Genomic DNA, 17310 nt, shown 5'->3' with positions numbered 1-17310 from the left:
GAGGCGAAAAAACATAATACTCAGTATCAGAAAATGATTCGCAGGTTATTGGATGAATACACGGCTCATCAAGCTTAATCGATAACCACCGGTTTTATTTGCCAGATATGATCGCAGTATTCACTGATTGCGCGGTCTGAAGAAAATTTCCCCATCCTTGCTACGTTCAGCATGCTCATACGAAGCCAGTCTTCTTGTTTTAGATAGGTTTGACCGACCTGTTCCTGACAGGCGATATACAGTGGATAATCTGCACATAGCATGTACTCATCATGCTCGCGGAGCGTTTTTGTGAGTGGTCTGAACATGTCACGATCGCCGTGTGAGAAAAGGCCGCTGTCAATCAGTTCAATTGCCTCGTGCAGCTCGTTGTTCACCATGATCACATCCTGCGGGCGATAGCCTTCTATTCTTTTCTGAACCACTTCATTTGCAGTGAGGCCGAAAAGAAAGAAATTATCGGCCCCAACTTCTTCACGGATTTCTACATTGGCACCGTCCAGTGTTCCTATCGTTAGCGCTCCATTTAAGGAGAATTTCATATTTCCTGTACCGGAAGCCTCCTTGCCTGCAGTTGAAATCTGTTCGGACAGATCGGCTGCCGGATAGACGCGATAAGCATTTTTCACGTTGAAATTCGGAAGAAAGACTACCTTTAGCAGATCGGCTGCTTTAGTTTCGTTGTTGATAACCTCGGCAATGGAGTGGATAAGTTTAATAATCAGCTTTGCCATAAAATATCCGGGCGCGGCTTTACCGCTGAAGATAACTGTGCGAGGCGGCATGTCCTGCGTCTGCCCTTTCATGATACGGTTATAAAGGGTGGTAACGTGCAGTACATTAAGATGCTGCCTTTTGTATTCGTGAATTCTTTTGGCCTGGATGTCAAAGAGCGAATCCGGGTTTGTTACAATGCCTGTGCGATTTCTGATGATTTCAGAAAGGAGCGCCTTGTTTTGGCGTTTGATTGTGCGCCATTGATCAAGAAAAGATGAGTCTTTAGTACATGCTTCTAATTTCCTGAGTTGGGATAGATCCTTTATCCATCCGTCACCTATGCACTCTGATATCAGCAAAGCAAGCTTGGGGTTGGAAGCAAGGACAAAGCGGCGGGGCGTAACGCCGTTTGTTACGTTCGTAAATTTTTCCGGAGTGATATGATTAAAGTCGTTTAAAACCAGTTTGCGTAAAAGTTCGGTATGCATTTGTGCAACGCCGTTTATTTTATGGCTGCCGATACAGGCCAGATTTGCCATTCGTACATAATGCTCTCCACCTTCATCAATTATGGAAAGCCGTCGGATCATGTTTTCATCATCCGGATAGGTTCTGCGAATATCATCTAAGAAACGCCGGTTGATTTCATAGATGATTTCCATGTGACGCGGGAGAATAATCTTAAAGAGCGGTACGGGCCATTTTTCCAGTGCCTCTGACAACAGCGTATGATTGGTGTAGCAGAAGGTTCTTCTTGTAATATCCCATGCATTGTCCCATTGCATATCATAAACATCGACCAAAAGGCGCATTAACTCCGCAACGCCGATTGCAGGGTGTGTGTCGTTAAGTTGGATAGTGTATTTTTCATGAAATTTATCTATCGTTTTTTCCCGCTGGAAGTATATGCGGATCATGTCCTGCAGGGCGCAGGAAACGAAAAAGAACTGTTGCATCAGCCGCAGCTGCCTGCCTGCAAGTGGCTCGTCATTGGGGTAGAGTACTTTGGTCAGGTTTTCCGATCCGATCTTTTCATGAACTGCACCATAGTAATCACCGATATTGAAAGATTCAAAATCAAAAGACATGGTTGCTTCCGCCTTAAACAGGCGCAACATTATAACGGAATGCGAGCGATAACCGGTAATCATTGTATCATAGGCAACGCCGCGCACACTATGACCGGGTATCCAGTCAACATGGTACTTTCCGGAATCTTCATCAAAACTTTCCGTATAACCGCCGAAGGGAATATCGTAGATGATTTCCGGACGTGCCACTTCCCACGGATTTCCCTTGTGCAGCCACTGGTCGGCAACCTCCACCTGCCAGCCGTCCCGAATTTCCTGCGTGAAGATGCCGAATTCATAACGAATGCCATAACCGATAGACGGGATATTGAGTGTTGCAAGTGAGTCTAGATAGCAGGCGGCGAGCCGCCCAAGTCCTCCGTTTCCTAAGCCCGGTTCTTCCTCCTGATCTATGAGTTCCTGTAAATCCAGCCCCAGTTCAGAAACGGCCTGTTTCACCTCTTCATAGATGCCGAGGTTTATCATATTATTTTCCAGTAATGGTCCGAGAAGAAATTCTGCCGAGAGATAGCAAACGGTTCTGCTTGCTTTCTGATAGTAGGTACGTGCTGTTTTCGCCCATTGCCCCAATATCCGGTCGCGGATAGCATAGGCGACAGCAAGATAGTAGTCATTTTTAGATGCAATGGGTGCAAAGCGGCCCTGAATGCAAATAAGATTGTCGAGAATAGACTGTTTGATTTCTGCCACATCGCTGCCGGTTCTTACTATGCATGTCAAATTGTCCATGACCGTTCCTTTCAGCTGTTTCATATACGATTCCAACATGATTTGTATTAAGCGGCAGTTTAAATGAGGTGTAAATCGGATCTATTGGAAACATTTATCAGGTTCAGATGCAATTAAAGTGGCTCAATAGGTATCAGCTCAATATATTTCAAAAACAAAGTCAGACGAAATAAGCTGAAACAAAAATACTGCTCCACTTATTTGTTCTCACCCAACCTTTTCGCTGTTCTCCATTTTTTCTTCTATCAAAGGCCGGTCTTCGACGCTCCTGACCTAATATATCCGTGGCTATAACATCGTAAGCCTGCCTGCGGTCAAGGCTGTTTCTTCGGTCAACATCAGTGCGGTCTCGTCTGTCTGGTCTTAAATTTTCCATAATAAGATTTCCTCATGTTAATATAAATGTGACGATTTTCTACCGATTTATTAAATTTTTACGCCGCTTATGTCTTGATAGAGTTGTTTGTTATACGAAAAAATGAGCCCTTCCTCAAAATCGATTTTCCCTTCTTTATATAATTTTGCAAGGGACATGTCGATAGACATAAATTCTTCACATCCGGTTTCCATCTGGGAGCGGATCTGATGCAGTTTGCCTTCCCGTATCAGGTTTCCTACCCGATTTGAATTTGAGAAGCGTTCCAAAACCAGAAGCTGTTTGCTTTTGTCTTTATTGAGTACCAGACGTTGTGCTAAAGAAAGCAGCAGAGTGTCCGCCAATAACATACTAATCAGGTTTTGCTGATTTTCCGGGAACATGTTTACTATCATGCGAAATACTGCTGTGGAATTAGCGGCATTCATGGTGCTTAGAACAAGGCTGCCGGTTCCTGCGGCTCTTAAAGCAATCTCGAAAGATTCCGTATCACGTAATTCACCAATGACAACCACATCAGGGGATTGCCGGAAAACAGAGCGCAAACCTATGGCAAAACTTTGGGTATCTCTGCCGATTTCCCGTTGGTTGACATTACTTTTTTTGTGTTTGTGCAGATATTCTACAGGATCTTCCAAAGTGATAATATTGCATTGCCGGTTTGTATTGATGATATCTATCATAGAGCACAGGGTCGTTGATTTTCCATGGCCGGCCGGGCCGGATATGATGATCAGGCCATGAGGTTTTAATGCATAATTTTTTATCCATTCAGGCAGGTTGAGTTCTTCCATTGTGGGAAGGTTGTCGTACAGACGACGAATATTAATGGATACGGAATTTCTTTGTTTATAAAAATTTATTCTGAACCGGCCTGTATTCGGATATGTTACTGCTATATCCAAATCATTGGTCTGTTGGAATTTTACCCAGCCGGAAGCATTGTTACTTAAAAGTTCTTTGGCATATAATTCGCAATCAGCAGGGGTTAAGGAAGCACTCGACAGTCGTTTGACCTGATTGCTTACTTTAATGGACGGGGGAACTCCTGCCGTCAGCAGCATGTCGGTAGCCCTTGTTTTGACAAGATAGGCCAGAAGCGATTCGATTTTGGGAGAAGAATGGGCTTCACTTTTATCTTGCAGTGCTATAGCCTTGATTGTCTTCCCAATGACATCGTTATCATAATTTGAAGATAAAAAGTTTAATGCTGCCTCCATCATAAAAAACGGTACCACCACGGGTTTGATTTTGATTCCCATTGTAAATTCCAGATCGCTGACTACCCCAAAATCATGTGGGCTGACCATGCCAAGGGTAAGGATATTGCTTTCTTTGGATATGGGAAGAATTTTATATTGTTTGATCTGGTTTAGTGGGATTAACTTAATTATTTCGTGGGCAATGTTGATACCAAACAAGTTAATATGGGGCACGGCAAATTTTTTCGACAGAAATATCAGCATATTATCAGTTGACACAAAACCCATCTTTATAAGAAGCGAGCCTATGGGCATGTCAACCTGAGACCGTCTGGCAAGAGCTTTTTTAAGTTGTTCTTTTGTAATGAGCCCAGAGCTTATAAGTTCTTCACCAATAAGGCCCCGAAAATTTAGAGATGTACTTCTGCTCTTTGATTCGACCGGCATTACTTTATTCCCTGATCCTTTATGGTTTTTGATTGCTTTAGCGACCATCCTGTGACAGCTTGAGCAGGCGGGTCGGTTGCAATGTTTCACATTTTGGGCATGATCCGGAATACCAATGGATTGCGGTGCCACACGCATGACATTGCCAGCGTTTTTCCTGTTCAATGGTCCAGTTTTCGATACCAATCAGGCGCATATCAATCATATTTTTAACTGCCTCAGCATGATGAGGTATACCATCATTATTAAAGTCTGTGATTAAAGAACATGGGAAATCTTTGCATTCTGTGCAATGGCCGGCATCTGATTTTTTTTCCACACACAGGCGGATCTTACAATCCATACAATAGGATGTTAGCTGGCCTCCACCACGACAGCCATCGCAGTCTATTTCCTCCATATTAATTTTCTTGTCGGGCACCGGCAACTCATTTCTAATGACTTGCATCATCTCATCAATAAACTGTGGGCTTTTGTCACGTCTGGCCCGGTAGAGTGAGCAGGCACCGCAGTAAAGCCCGCAGTTTGCTGCCAAATGTTCTTTAGACATAACATGCTCCTTTCTCAAGTGTTTTTTGTTGTGGTTGCGCAGATTATTTTTAAAACCAGAATAACCTGAATTTTTGAAAATTTAAAGTTATTATTTTTTATATTTATAAACTCAGGCAAAATAATTAAAGAGGTGAACAGTTCTTTTGCAAGAAATACAGTATGTGCTATACTGACAAAAAACTCATAAGACAGCACTTTGAAGGAGTTATAATCCGAACTGATGAAGAATTTTTACAATATGCCATAGAATGTAGAATATTACAATATACATAATCCAATGATACATGAAGACTTTACATACAAATAGCAGCCGATCTTCTCCAACCGGCTTGGGAGCATTCAAAGCTTTGCCTGCTGGCATCTGGGCGCTGGGTTTTGTATCAATGTTCATGGATATCTCTTCCGAACTTATTCACAGTCTGCTGCCGGTATTTATGTCCACTGTCCTTGGAGCTTCCATGATAACCATTGGTATCATTGAAGGAATAGGCGAGGCCGCCGCCTCTATAACAAAAGTATTTTCCGGAGCAATCAGTGACTATCTTGGAAAACGCAAGTTGCTCGCTGTTATTGGATACGGATTGGCGGCTGTCACTAAGCCGGTCTTTCCGCTGGCAATCAGTATTAATTGGGTATTTGCAGCACGCTTCACAGACCGGATCGGCAAGGGCATTCGTGGTGCCCCAAGAGACGCTCTGGTGGCGGATATAGCACCTATCGAGCTGCGTGGTGCGGCATATGGTTTCCGCCAGTCGCTGGATTCCGTTGGCGCATTTATAGGCCCGCTGATAGCACTTGCATTTATGGCATGGCTTGCAAACGATATCAGAATGGTGCTGTGGATTGCAGTTGTCCCTGCGTTTATCGCTGTAGCGTTGCTTATCTTTGGCGTTCATGATCCGGAGAGCACAAAGAAAAATTCGGGTGTACGAAATACTTTGACCTTAACCGATGCAAAGCGTTTACCGCTTCGTTATTGGCACGTCGTGCTACTCGGTGCTGTATTTACTCTGGCTCGCTTCAGCGAAGCATTTCTGATACTTCGTGCCCAGGATGTAGGGCTGAACATAGGCTACGTGCCGCTTGTTATGATTGTAATGAATATCGTTTATACGGCAACTGCCTATCCTGCCGGAGTTGCCGCCGATCGGCTTAGTCAGAAGAAAATACTTATCATAGGGCTTGCTATGCTAATTGCCGCTGATTTAGTATTGGCCGCAGCAAAATCACCGTTAACAGCATTTATAGGAGCAGCACTTTGGGGACTGCATATGGGACTTACGCAAGGATTATTCACTAAACTTGTGGCTGATACTGCTCCTGCTGAACTTCGCGGCACTGCTTTTGGGATTTTTAATCTTGTCGGAGGTAGTTCGCTTCTGCTTGCCAGTGTGGTTGCAGGTACACTTTGGAATGCATTCGGTGCGCCGGCTACATTTTGGGCAGGAGGAGCTTTCGCTACGATTGCTTTGTCAGGGTTGCTTGCCTATCGAAGGAAGCATTAAGGTATCTACTCAGGTTGTTAAGTTCAAAGTTCACGGTTCACAGTTGATTGCCTTGAGCCCTTCATATACAAAGACCGCTCAGGTGGGTAAACTTTTTGAGTCAATTCACAAGCCGGTTGCCAAGCCTCAATGTCATCAAAACGTGCGATTCTCATCGCTTTCTGAACTTGAACTGTGAACCTGGAACTCAAGAACCTGAGTAGTTATGTTTATTCTTTAAGCACAGGCCATGGCTCAGTATGCCATATATCACGATTATATTCCATAATAGTCCTGTCGGATGAAAACTTGCCAATTCTTGCAATATTTAATATTGCTTTTTTGCTCCATGCGTCCTGATCTCTGTACAGGGAATCAACTGCCCTCTGGCAATTAAAATACGCCTCGAAATCGGCAAGAATGAAATATTTGTCATCATTAAGCAGCAAATTGACAAGATCATGGAATATATCAGGCTCTTCAGGGCTGAAGAAACCATTACGGATAAGTTCTATCGTTTTAACAAGAAGAGGATCTTTCTCATAGTATTCGCGAGGATTATAGCTTTGACGATTGTCGGCTACTTCATCCGCAGTTAAGCCGAATATAAATATATTTTCCCTGCCGACTTCTTCCATGATTTCTATGTTTGCTCCGTCAAGAGTACCTACAGTGAGTGCCCCATTTAAAGCAAATTTCATATTGGAAGTGCCCGAAGCTTCCAGTCCGGCAGTTGAAATCTGCTGAGAGACATCGGCTGCAGGAAAGATCTTTTCGGCCAGTGAGACCCGATAGTTTGGAATAAATACTACTTTTATAATATTATTTGTTGATGTGTCACGATTTACCATTTCGGCAACATGGCAAATAAGCCGGATAATAGTTTTTGCCGTTATATATCCGGGAGCAGCTTTGCCGCCAAATATAAACGTTCGGGGATGCATCGAAAAATCCGCATTCTCTTTGAGTTTTAACCAGCAGTAGATTATATGAATAACATTTAAGAGCTGTCTTTTGTATTCATGAATTCGTTTCACCTGGATATCAAAAATAGAATTGGGACTAGCTATGATACCGGTTTGGTTTTTTATGATTTTTGCAAGCCGTTTTTTATTGTAAAGCTTTACAGCTTTTAATTCTTTTATAAAATCGGGGTCTTCTGTAAAGGGCTCAATTTTTCTAAGTTGCTCAAGATCTTTCGCCCATTCGTTTCCTATTCTTAAAGTAATAAGTTCGGATAATTTAGGGTTTGAGGCAAGCAGCCATCTTCGGGGAGTAATTCCATTTGTTTTGTTATTGAACTTACCCGGATACATTATATCAAAATCTTTTAATTTACTTTCCTTCAGCAGTTTGCTGTGAAGTGCAGCTACTCCGTTTACAGAGTGCGAGCCTACGATTGCAAGGTGAGCCATACGGATTCTCTTTTCAGAATCTTCTCCAACAATGGACATTCTTTGCAATTTATTTTCATCACCCAGATAACGAACAGATACGTCTCTTAAAAACCGACGGTTTATTTCATATATTATTTGCAGGTGCCGGGGAAGAAGTGATTCAAACATGGTTACCGGCCATTTCTCAAGAGCTTCCGAAAGAAGTGTATGGTTAGTATAGGCGCATGACTTTTCGGTAATATCCCATGCGGTTTCCCAGTCAAGGCCGTGTTGATCGAGAAAAAGGCGCATAAGTTCGGGGATCGCAAGGGCAGGGTGGGTGTCGTTCATCTGTATAGCTACTTTTTCGGGAAATTCATCAAAAGAATCATGATTTACCAGATACCTCCTGATTATATCCTGAATTGAGCAGGAAACGAAAAAGTATTCCTGTTTAAGTCTCAACTCTCTTCCGGCAAACAACTCATCATTTGGATAAAGTACTTTTGAGATATTTTCGGAGATATTTTTTTCTTCAACCGCTTTGAGGTAATTGCCATGCTGAAAATATTGAAGATCAAATTCTTTTGAGGCTCTTGCCGACCAGAGCCTTAAGGTATTTACAGTATTATTGGCATAACCGGATATCGGAGTATCATAGGCAATACCAATTAAATCGTTAGTATCAATCCATTCAGTTTTAAGTTTTCCGTCAGGCAGGATAATTTGTTTTATCTTACCGTAGAATTTAACCGTAAAGCTGTATTCAGGTCTGGCGATTTCCCAGGGATTTGTATATTTGAGCCAATTTTCAGGACGCTCGACCTGGCCAAGATTTCTTATAGCCTGATCGAAAATACCAAACTCATATCTTATGCCGTAGCCATATGCAGGGATTTCAAGGGTTGCCATTGAATCAAGAAAACAGGAAGCAAGCCTTCCAAGACCGCCGTTTCCCAGGCCCATATCCGGCTCATTTTCTACAAGCTCTTCCATCTCAATATTGAGTTCATCCATGGCTTTTTTTGATTCTTTATAAATTTCCAGATTAATCAGGTTATTAACAAGCAGGCGACCCATAAGATATTCGGCTGAAAGATAATATACTCTTTTAACATCATGATTATAATAAAGCTGCTGAGTACGTATCCAGCGCTCAATAAGACGGTCTCTGGCAGAAAGTGCCAGAGAAAGATATAGATCGCGATCGGTTGCGGTATATTGATCTTTAGAAAGAGAATATTCAAGATGGTTCGCAAAAGATATCTGTATGCTTTTCCAGTCTGTTCCTTTATTAAAAGTGCCCCATTTATGAAACAGTGTACTCTTTTTCATGGTTTTCCTCTTTTTTCAAAGCAATCATGTTAACAAAATCAATCCTGATGCCTTCACAAAAAGGTCAGGTTTTTATAGAAGGTTGTGTATAACAAATAAAGCAGCAAAAAGCGGGCCAAATTATAATAGTGGCTAATCTGCTTAATTTAATAGTATTTATTAATTCCAATATCCGCAGTCACTGTTTTGAATATAAATTATTGAAAATATATGTCATTTAATTGACATAAAATAGGGAGGCAGTTGATATGCCATATTATTTTAAATAATAGAAGATCAGGCAAATTCAACCTAACCCTAATCCGGTGCTAAATTATCATAAGCCTTTTATCGAACTTCCTGCGAGTGTGCAATTATTACTGATATAATAATCCGTATAATGCTGACATGCAAGAACAATCCAATTTAATTATCTTTACGAATGAGCTTTGATTTTTAATCGGCATTATGCTACCAGAGAGTCTATAATATTTATCATATGAGATTGGAGGATATATAGATGAGCAAAGTTCTTATAATTGGTGCAGGTGGAGTGGGAGGTGTTGTAACTCATAAATGTGCCCAGGTTCCGGATGTTTTTTCGAAAATAGTCCTTGCAAGCAGGACAATTGAAAAATGTGAAAAAATTAAAAACCAGATTTCAGTGCCTGTAGAAACAGCAAAGGTTGATGCTGACAATACGCCGGAGCTGATTGAACTCATCAAAAAAGTATCTCCGGATCTTGTTATTAATACGGCCCTTCCTTATCAGGACTTGACTATAATGGATGCATGTCTTGAAACAGGTGTTGACTACCTGGATACTGCAAATTATGAACCGCCTGATGAAGCAAAGTTTTGCTATAAATGGCAGTGGGATTATCATGAAAGATTTAAGGAAAAAGGAATAATGGCTCTTCTTGGATGTGGATTTGATCCGGGAGTAACAAATATATTTTGCGCCCATGCAGCAAAAAACCATTTTGATGAAATCAATTATATTGACATAATGGACTGTAATGCCGGGGATCACGGGCATCCTTTTGCCACCAATTTTAATCCTGAAATAAACATAAGAGAAGTATCGGCAAGAGGCAAGTACTATGAAAACGGTAAGTGGGTTGAAACTGATCCTCTTTCTCTGCATAAATCATTTGATTTTCCCGAAATTGGTCCTAAAGAGATGTATCTTATGTACCATGAAGAACTTGAGTCTCTTATTAAAAATATACCAAGCATAAAACGTATCAGATTCTGGATGACTTTTTCGCAGGAATATCTGACACATCTCAGAGTACTTGAAAATGTCGGGATGACAAGAATAGATCCGGTAGAATTTGAGGGGTTTCAGATTGTACCGTTAAAATTTTTAAAAGCTCTTCTTCCCGAGCCCACATCTCTAGCCGAAAACTATAAAGGTAAAACCTGCATAGGATGCATGATTGAAGGAATAAAAGACGGTAAAAAAAGAAAGTATTATATTTATAACATCTGTGATCATGCGAAATGCTACAAAGAAATAAAAGCGCAGGCAATATCTTACACAACCGGAGTTCCAACCATGATAGGGGCAATGATGATGTTAACCGGCAAATGGAAAGGCAAAGGAGTGTTTAATGTAGAGGAATTTGACCCTTCTCCTTTTATGGAAAAGCTTGGAGTGCATGGCCTGCCGTGGGTTGAAAGATTTATAGATGAATCAAAGTAAAACAAAACATATATCAACACCTTGCTATATTCTTGAAGAAGAAGCTCTTTTGCGAAATCTGGAAATTCTTGATTTGGTGCAAAAACAAACCGGGTGTAAAATTATAATGGCGCTTAAAGGTTTTGCCATGTTTGCCGTTTTTCCGCTGATAAAGCAATATCTTTATGGAGTTACTGCAAGCTCTGTAGATGAAGCAAGATTGGGATATGAAGAATTCGGCAAAGAAGTTCATGTTTGTTCTCCGGCTTACAGTTATGATGAATTTTACGAAATATTAAACTACGCAGACCATATTGTTTTCAACTCATTTTCGCAGTGGAAACGCTTTAAAAAAGCTATTGCTGCAAGCAAAAAAAAGATTATGTGCGGCATAAGAATTAACCCGGAACATTCCGAGGTCAAAGTATCTATTTACGATCCCTGCGGACAATTTTCCAGGCTGGGTACAACAAGAAATAATTTTGATGAAAATGAGCTGGACGGCATTACGGGCCTTCATTTCCACAATCTGTGTGAACTGAATTCGGATTCTCTTTTAAGAACATTGAAAGTAGCAGAAGAAAAGTTTGGAATGTTTTTCAACAGGTTAAAATGGATAAACTTTGGAGGCGGGCATCATATTACCAGAAAAGATTATGATATAAATCTATTGTGCAACCTGATAAATGATTTTAAGAAACGTTATCCGATAGAAGTCTATCTTGAGCCCGGAGAAGCGATAGCGCTTAATGCCGGTGTTCTTGAAGCGTCAGTTATTGATATTATTCATAATGAAATGGACATCGCAATACTTGATGCTTCGGCTGCGACGCATATGCCTGATGTTTTGGAAATGCCATACAGACCGAATATAAGGGGAGCGGGCCTTTCCGGAGAATATAAACACTTATACAGACTTGGCGGCGCAACATGTCTTGCTGGAGATATTGTAGGAGATTATTCTTTTCCCAAACCGCTTGAAGTGGGTTCGCGGATCGTGTTTGAAGATATGGCTCATTATACAATGGTTAAAAACAACACATTCAATGGCATTCGCCTGCCATCCATTGCTATAAGAAAAGAATCAGGAGATATAAAGATAGTTAGAAAATTCGGATATGAAGATTATAAATACAGACTTTCCTAAAAAAAACTTCATGTCGTATCAATTCCAAGAGCTTTTGCATCAATTAACTTTATTCCGTTTTCCTGTAAAACTTCAATTGCTTTATCATTATCACTGAAACGAAAAATCATGACAGTTTTGCCTGAGCAAAAACCAATATAGGTATACATGTAAATTACTCGTACTTTTGCATTTTGCAAAGGTTCAAGTAATGCTGCAAGCTGTCCCGGCTTGTCTTCAATTTCTGCGGCGACCACATTTTCGACTATTGCAGGCAGTTGCTTTTCCATAAGTATACGTCTTGCTTTGGCAAGATCGGAAACGATAAGTCGCAGGATTCCACATTCTCCGGTATCAACAAGGTTATGGGCCCTTAAGTTTATTCCGGCATTGCCTAATATTTGGATTACCTCAAAAAAACGACCTGGCGAATTTTCGATATTTACTGCTATCTGTTTTAACTTCAATTGAACCTCCTGTTAAGCTTTGTGAAAAAGATAAAATAATTGATATTTAAACGGGAGATAAAAACATAAATATACAAAAACCCCTTTATTCCTTTTTATACTATAATAATTTTGTTTAAAAGACCTATTTGCACCAATGCCGGGATAAATAATTTTTATAACAGGTATTGAAAAGTAAGTTAATATTTATTACTTTCTATTTGCAAAGAAAGTAATAATGTATTAACATTTCTCAATACAATATTTATAATATTATTAATTATTTATTAAAATACGTTGTGGCCGGAATAGCTTTTCTATCTGTTTATTAATTGTATCATATGATTATTTCAATATTCTACTAGAGGTAAGGTAATGAAACCATATATGGAAATCAACGATAACAACTTCAGGTTATTTGATATCACACGTTTGATATTGATCGGCCTGATTATTTTTTTAGTAGTTTTTATAAGTTCTTGTTCAAAAGAAAAAGCGGCAATTGATAAAGAACCGGTTGTAAGACCTGTTAAAATATTGACTTTGACAGATATTTGCGAAATCTCCACACGGAAGTTTCCCGGCAAGGTTCGCGCTTCACAGCGTGTGGATCTGGCTTTCCAGGTACCGGGCCTGCTAATTAAACTTTCCGTAAAGGAAGGGCAATATGTAGGAAAAGGTGAACTTTTGGCACAGATAAATCCAAAAGACTTTCAGATAAATCTCAAACAGGCACAAGGACAATTGGCGATGGCCAGGGCATCTGTCGAACGCGCACAAAGCGATTATGAAAGAATATTAAGAATCAAAAAAGAAGATTCCGGTGCGACAAGTCAGGCAATGGTTGACCAGAGGCGTGCGGCATTAGACATAGCAAATGCTGAAATTACATCTCTTGAGGCTGCGGTTGAAGGAGCAAAGGATAAATTGAGTTATACTTATATGAGTGCCCCTTTTGCCGGTGTTATTGCCAAGCGCTATGTTAACAATTTTGGTGAAGTTCAGGCCAAACAGCCCATTGTAAGTCTTCAGGACATTTCCTATGTTGAAATACTTATAAATGTGCCCGAAAATGTGGTAGCAAATATTAAAGAGAAAAACTCAAGTACTTTTGCGGAATTTACAGCAGATCCCGGAAAATTTTATAAACTGGACTATAAGGAAATCGGCACGGAAGCTGATCCCATGACCTTGACCTATCAGGTTGTTCTGATGATGAAATCCCCGAAAGGTATCAATATTTTCCCTGGTATGACGGCAAATGTTCTTGCCAAGGCTGAATTGGGAGAATGCGACAGCCAGACATATGTGATTCCGGCTATTTGTGTTTTTGCCGATGAAGCCGGGAATTCAAATGTATGGGTGGTTGATCCCGGTAAAATGACTGTTCACAAGCGCAAAGTTGCTACGGGTAATCTCACGGGAGAAGATAGTATCCAGATTCTTAAAGGTCTTTCATACGGCGAAAAGATCGCTACCTCAGGTGTTAGCATGTTAAGAGAAGGAATGAAAGTTCGGGACCTCGATGAACTGGAGGCCTATAAATGATGAATATTGCCGAACTCAGTATAAGAAAAAACGTGGTTACATGGGTGATAACCATACTTGTTTTTGTCCTCGGAGGGTTCGCCTACAACAATTTGTCCCGCCTTGAAGATCCGGAGTTCACGATTAAAGAAGCAGTTGTTGTTACATTATATCCGGGTGCGTCTGCTGCGGAAGTGGAAGAAGAAGTTACAAACGTCCTTGAAAAGGCCATCCAGGAGCTGGGGCAGGTAAACTGGATTGAGTCACGGTCTTCCAGGGGCTATTCACAGATAAAGGTCAGTATCCAGGAAAAGTTTAACAAGGACACACTTCCACAGATTTGGGACGAAATTCGTCGTAAGGTTAATGATTACCAGTCCAGGCTTCCCCCCGGCGCCGGGCCATCTATTGTAAACGATGATTTTGGAGATGTATTCGGCGTTTATGTAGCTATTACCGGTGACGGTTATACTTATAACGAGATTTATAAGTACGCTAAATTACTTCAGCGCGAATTGCTCCAGGCTCAGGATGTTAAAAAGATTGTGCTTTACGGGGTGCAGCCGGAAGTGATCTATGTGGAAATGAGGCGTGAACAAATGGCGGAGCTGGGTATTTCCCAGGAACATATCTATAACGCCCTGGCTTCCAAAAACCTGCCTGTGGAATCGGGCCATCTGACGCTTGGCAAAGAATATATTCCGGTAAATCCAACGGGAATGTTTAAGTCGGAAAAGGATTTCGGTGATCTTCTTATTAGAGGAATAGGCCCAAATGCCCGGAGCATGGTTTATTTGCGTGATGTTGCTGTTATCAAACGCGGATACAAGGAACCATCGGATCCCATTTTACGGTATGATCGCAAACCGGCTATCGGGATGGCCATTTCGACCGTATCCGGTGGTAATGTAATCGCAATGGGCGAGGCGTTAAAAAAACGTTTTTTCGAACTCGAGGCTTTGGCGCCTTTGGGAATGAAAGCTTATCCAATTTATCTCCAGACCGATGCCGTAAGCACGGCCATTAACGGTTTTCTGATAAATCTTTTGGAAGCAGTAGGTGTTGTGATAATTGTTCTTTTGATATTTATGGGACTGCGAAGCGGCCTTATCATCGGGGCTATCCTGCTTATCACAATTATGAGTACTTTATTGTTCATGGATGTATTTGAAATCACACTTCAAAGGATTTCACTCGGCGCACTTGTGATTGCCCTGGGAATGCTGGTTGATAATGCAATAGTAGTGACAGACGGCATGCGGGTAAGAATGGCCAGGGGTGCGGATGCGCGCACGTCTGCCAAAGAAGTGGCAGGGCAGGTGGCTGTGCCGCTATTTTATGCAACACTGATTGCAATTGCCGCATTTGCTGCTATAGGGATGTCACAGGATAGTACCGGAGAATACTGCCGGACATTATTTTACGTGATTTTGATATCACTGTCGATAAGCTGGCTGACTGCCGTAACCAGCACGCCGCTATTTTGTCTAAATTTCTTAACAACAAAAAACGGGAAAAATAACAACGGCGAATCCGGCGATCCTTATGCGGGTAAATTCTATCAGTTTTATAGAAAATTTCTGTCAGTCAGTATACGTTTCAGGTGGATTACGGTTTGTATTGTAATCGGTTTATTCTTTCTTTCCCTTTTTGGGTTTAAATATGTCAAAAACAGTTTTTTCCCTGATTCGACCAGCCAGCAATATTATATTGATTTCCGGTTTCCCGAAGGAACACATATCAATGAAACGGCAAAAGAAATCAAGCGGGCTGAAAATTATCTCATGGAATGCGAAGGGGTTGATCATGTGATTACTTTTATTGGCGGGGGGCAGATCCGGTTTTTACTGACTTATGCTCCTGAGTCGCGCTATAACTGCTATGCGCAGATTCTTGTAAAAGTGGATGACTATAAAAAGATTCCCGCATTGATAAAAAAGACGCAAAGAGATCTTGAAAATCTGTTTCCCCAGGCTGTTGTTAATACAAAGGCTTTTGTACTTGGGCCGTCAACCGGCGGAAAAATTCAGCTTAGGATCAGTGGATCTGATCCTGAAGAATTGAGAAAGCTGGGCAAAAAAGCAGAGGAAATTATTTTATCCGATCCTGCAGCAAAAGGGCTGCGAAATGAATGGGGCAATAAGGTAAAGGTGTTAAGACCGCAGATGGCTGAGACACAGGCCAGGCGCGCAGGTCTTGGAAGGCCGGATATAGCAAGGGCCATCGCGGCTTCGGTAGAAGGAATCCGGGCAGGAGTTTACAGAAAAAGAGATGAGCTGATTCCGATTATTGCCAGGTCACCGGAATCGGAACGTGTGGATATGGACAACCTGAGCACAATTAATGTCTGGAGTCCGGTGGCCGGCAAAACGATTCCCCTTGGCCAGTTGATAACCGGTTTTAAGACCGATTTTGAGGATGCCAATATCTGGAGGCGTGACCGGAAAAAGATGTTAAGAATTCATGCTGATCCGAGGTCAGGCCTTGCCAGTGAGCTTCTGGCGCGGATAAAGCCCAGGATTGAAAAGGCGCTGGGTGCGGATGTTGAACAAAAACTCGGAAAACCTGTTAAACCGGATGAATGGGATGCTTCAACTATTCCGGTTAAGGATCAGGATTTGGTACCCCTTAAAGACATGCCGGGTTATTATATATCATGGGGTGGTGAAGCTGAAGACTCGAGTAGGGCGCAGTCCAGACTTAGCTCTAACATACCCATATTTTTCGGACTTATGATTCTTTTGGTAATTATTCTCTTTAATTCCATAAAAAAGACCCTGATCATATGGCTTACGGTGCCGCTTGCAATTATTGGTGTTACGGCCGGTTTGCTTTTGTTTAATCAGCCATTCGGATTTATGGCCCTTTTGGGATTGATGAGCCTTTCCGGGATGATGATCAAAAATGCAATTGTTTTAATCGATCAGATAGATCTGGAGATGACAAGCGGAAAGACTTCCTTTGAGGCAATTGTGGATTCCGGAGTTAGTCGTCTTATACCGGTTTCAATGGCAGCTCTGACAACTATACTAGGTATGGCACCGCTGCTCCAGGATGCTTTTTTTATATCAATGGCTGTGTCCATTATGTTTGGGCTTGGCTTTGCAACTTTGCTGACGCTGATTGTGATTCCGGTATTGTATGCAATATTTTTCAGGGTAAAAAATCCATAATTTTTGATACCAAGCAAGGGAGTTTAAATGCTATTGCTATTGCAATATTTTTATTTATCAGAT

The 17310-nt window shown here is 41.4% G+C and carries 11 protein-coding genes; 5 read left to right on the top strand and 6 right to left on the bottom strand.

Annotation, left to right across the window (positions count from 1 at the left end; all coding sequences use genetic code 11):
- Positions 1–74: 74 nt before the first annotated feature.
- The 4 genes from KKC46_18995 to KKC46_18980 form a co-directional block, all read right to left on the bottom strand.
- Positions 75–2561, bottom strand: coding sequence for a glycogen/starch/alpha-glucan phosphorylase (locus KKC46_18995; GenBank protein MBU1055892.1), 2487 nt, complete (start codon positions 2559–2561; stop codon positions 75–77).
- Positions 2562–2697: 136 nt separating this feature from the next.
- Positions 2698–2913 carry a hypothetical protein gene (locus KKC46_18990; GenBank protein ID MBU1055891.1) on the bottom strand — a complete coding sequence of 72 codons (216 nt, stop codon included), beginning with the start codon at positions 2911–2913 and terminating at the stop codon, positions 2698–2700.
- Positions 2914–2963: 50 nt separating this feature from the next.
- Positions 2964–4562 carry a PilT/PilU family type 4a pilus ATPase gene (locus tag KKC46_18985; GenBank protein ID MBU1055890.1) on the bottom strand — a complete coding sequence of 533 codons (1599 nt, stop codon included), beginning with the start codon at positions 4560–4562 and terminating at the stop codon, positions 2964–2966.
- 37 nt (positions 4563–4599) lie between these two features.
- The gene (locus KKC46_18980; GenBank protein MBU1055889.1) at positions 4600–5112 is read right to left on the bottom strand and encodes a DUF3795 domain-containing protein; all 513 of its coding nucleotides are present in this window, start codon (positions 5110–5112) and stop codon (positions 4600–4602) included.
- A gap of 286 nt (positions 5113–5398) precedes the next feature.
- Here KKC46_18980 and KKC46_18975 point away from each other — a divergent pair, with 286 nt between their 5' ends.
- Positions 5399–6619 carry an MFS transporter gene (locus tag KKC46_18975; protein ID MBU1055888.1) on the top strand — a complete coding sequence of 407 codons (1221 nt, stop codon included), beginning with the start codon at positions 5399–5401 and terminating at the stop codon, positions 6617–6619.
- 209 nt (positions 6620–6828) lie between these two features.
- Here the strand turns inward: KKC46_18975 and KKC46_18970 are convergent, their stop codons facing one another.
- Positions 6829–9309: a glycogen/starch/alpha-glucan phosphorylase gene (locus KKC46_18970; GenBank protein MBU1055887.1), complete on the bottom strand. Its 2481-nt coding sequence runs from the start codon at positions 9307–9309 to the stop codon at positions 6829–6831.
- A 499-nt stretch (positions 9310–9808) separates the two neighbouring features.
- On the opposite strand from KKC46_18970, the gene KKC46_18965 reads away from it, so the two are divergent.
- Both KKC46_18965 and nspC read left to right on the top strand, forming a co-directional pair.
- The gene (locus KKC46_18965; GenBank protein ID MBU1055886.1) at positions 9809–10996 is read left to right on the top strand and encodes a saccharopine dehydrogenase family protein; all 1188 of its coding nucleotides are present in this window, start codon (positions 9809–9811) and stop codon (positions 10994–10996) included.
- On the top strand, positions 10983–12122 hold the full coding sequence (gene nspC, locus KKC46_18960) for a carboxynorspermidine decarboxylase (GenBank protein ID MBU1055885.1): 1140 nt from the start codon (positions 10983–10985) through the stop codon (positions 12120–12122). The genes KKC46_18965 and nspC overlap by 14 nt, the downstream gene beginning before the upstream one ends.
- 8 nt (positions 12123–12130) lie before the next feature.
- Here the strand turns inward: nspC and KKC46_18955 are convergent, their stop codons facing one another.
- Entirely contained in the window at positions 12131–12568 is a 438-nt protein-coding gene (locus KKC46_18955; GenBank protein MBU1055884.1) for an amino acid-binding protein, read from the bottom strand.
- Positions 12569–12922: 354 nt separating this feature from the next.
- Between KKC46_18955 and KKC46_18950 the strand changes: the two genes are divergently transcribed.
- Together KKC46_18950 and KKC46_18945 are read left to right on the top strand one after the other, a co-directional pair.
- Positions 12923–14095 (top strand): efflux RND transporter periplasmic adaptor subunit, encoded by a 1173-nt coding sequence (locus KKC46_18950; protein ID MBU1055883.1) that lies wholly within the window; start codon positions 12923–12925, stop codon positions 14093–14095.
- Positions 14095–17247 carry an efflux RND transporter permease subunit gene (locus KKC46_18945; protein MBU1055882.1) on the top strand — a complete coding sequence of 1051 codons (3153 nt, stop codon included), beginning with the start codon at positions 14095–14097 and terminating at the stop codon, positions 17245–17247. Before KKC46_18950 ends, KKC46_18945 begins: the two co-directional genes overlap by 1 nt.
- Positions 17248–17310 lie beyond the last annotated feature (63 nt).

The sequence above is a fragment of the Pseudomonadota bacterium genome (assembly GCA_018817425.1).
Lineage (GTDB): Bacteria > Desulfobacterota > Desulfobacteria > Desulfobacterales > RPRI01 > RPRI01.
The sequence above is the reverse complement of the archived record's forward strand: the minus strand, read 5'-3'. Positions and strand labels throughout refer to the sequence as shown.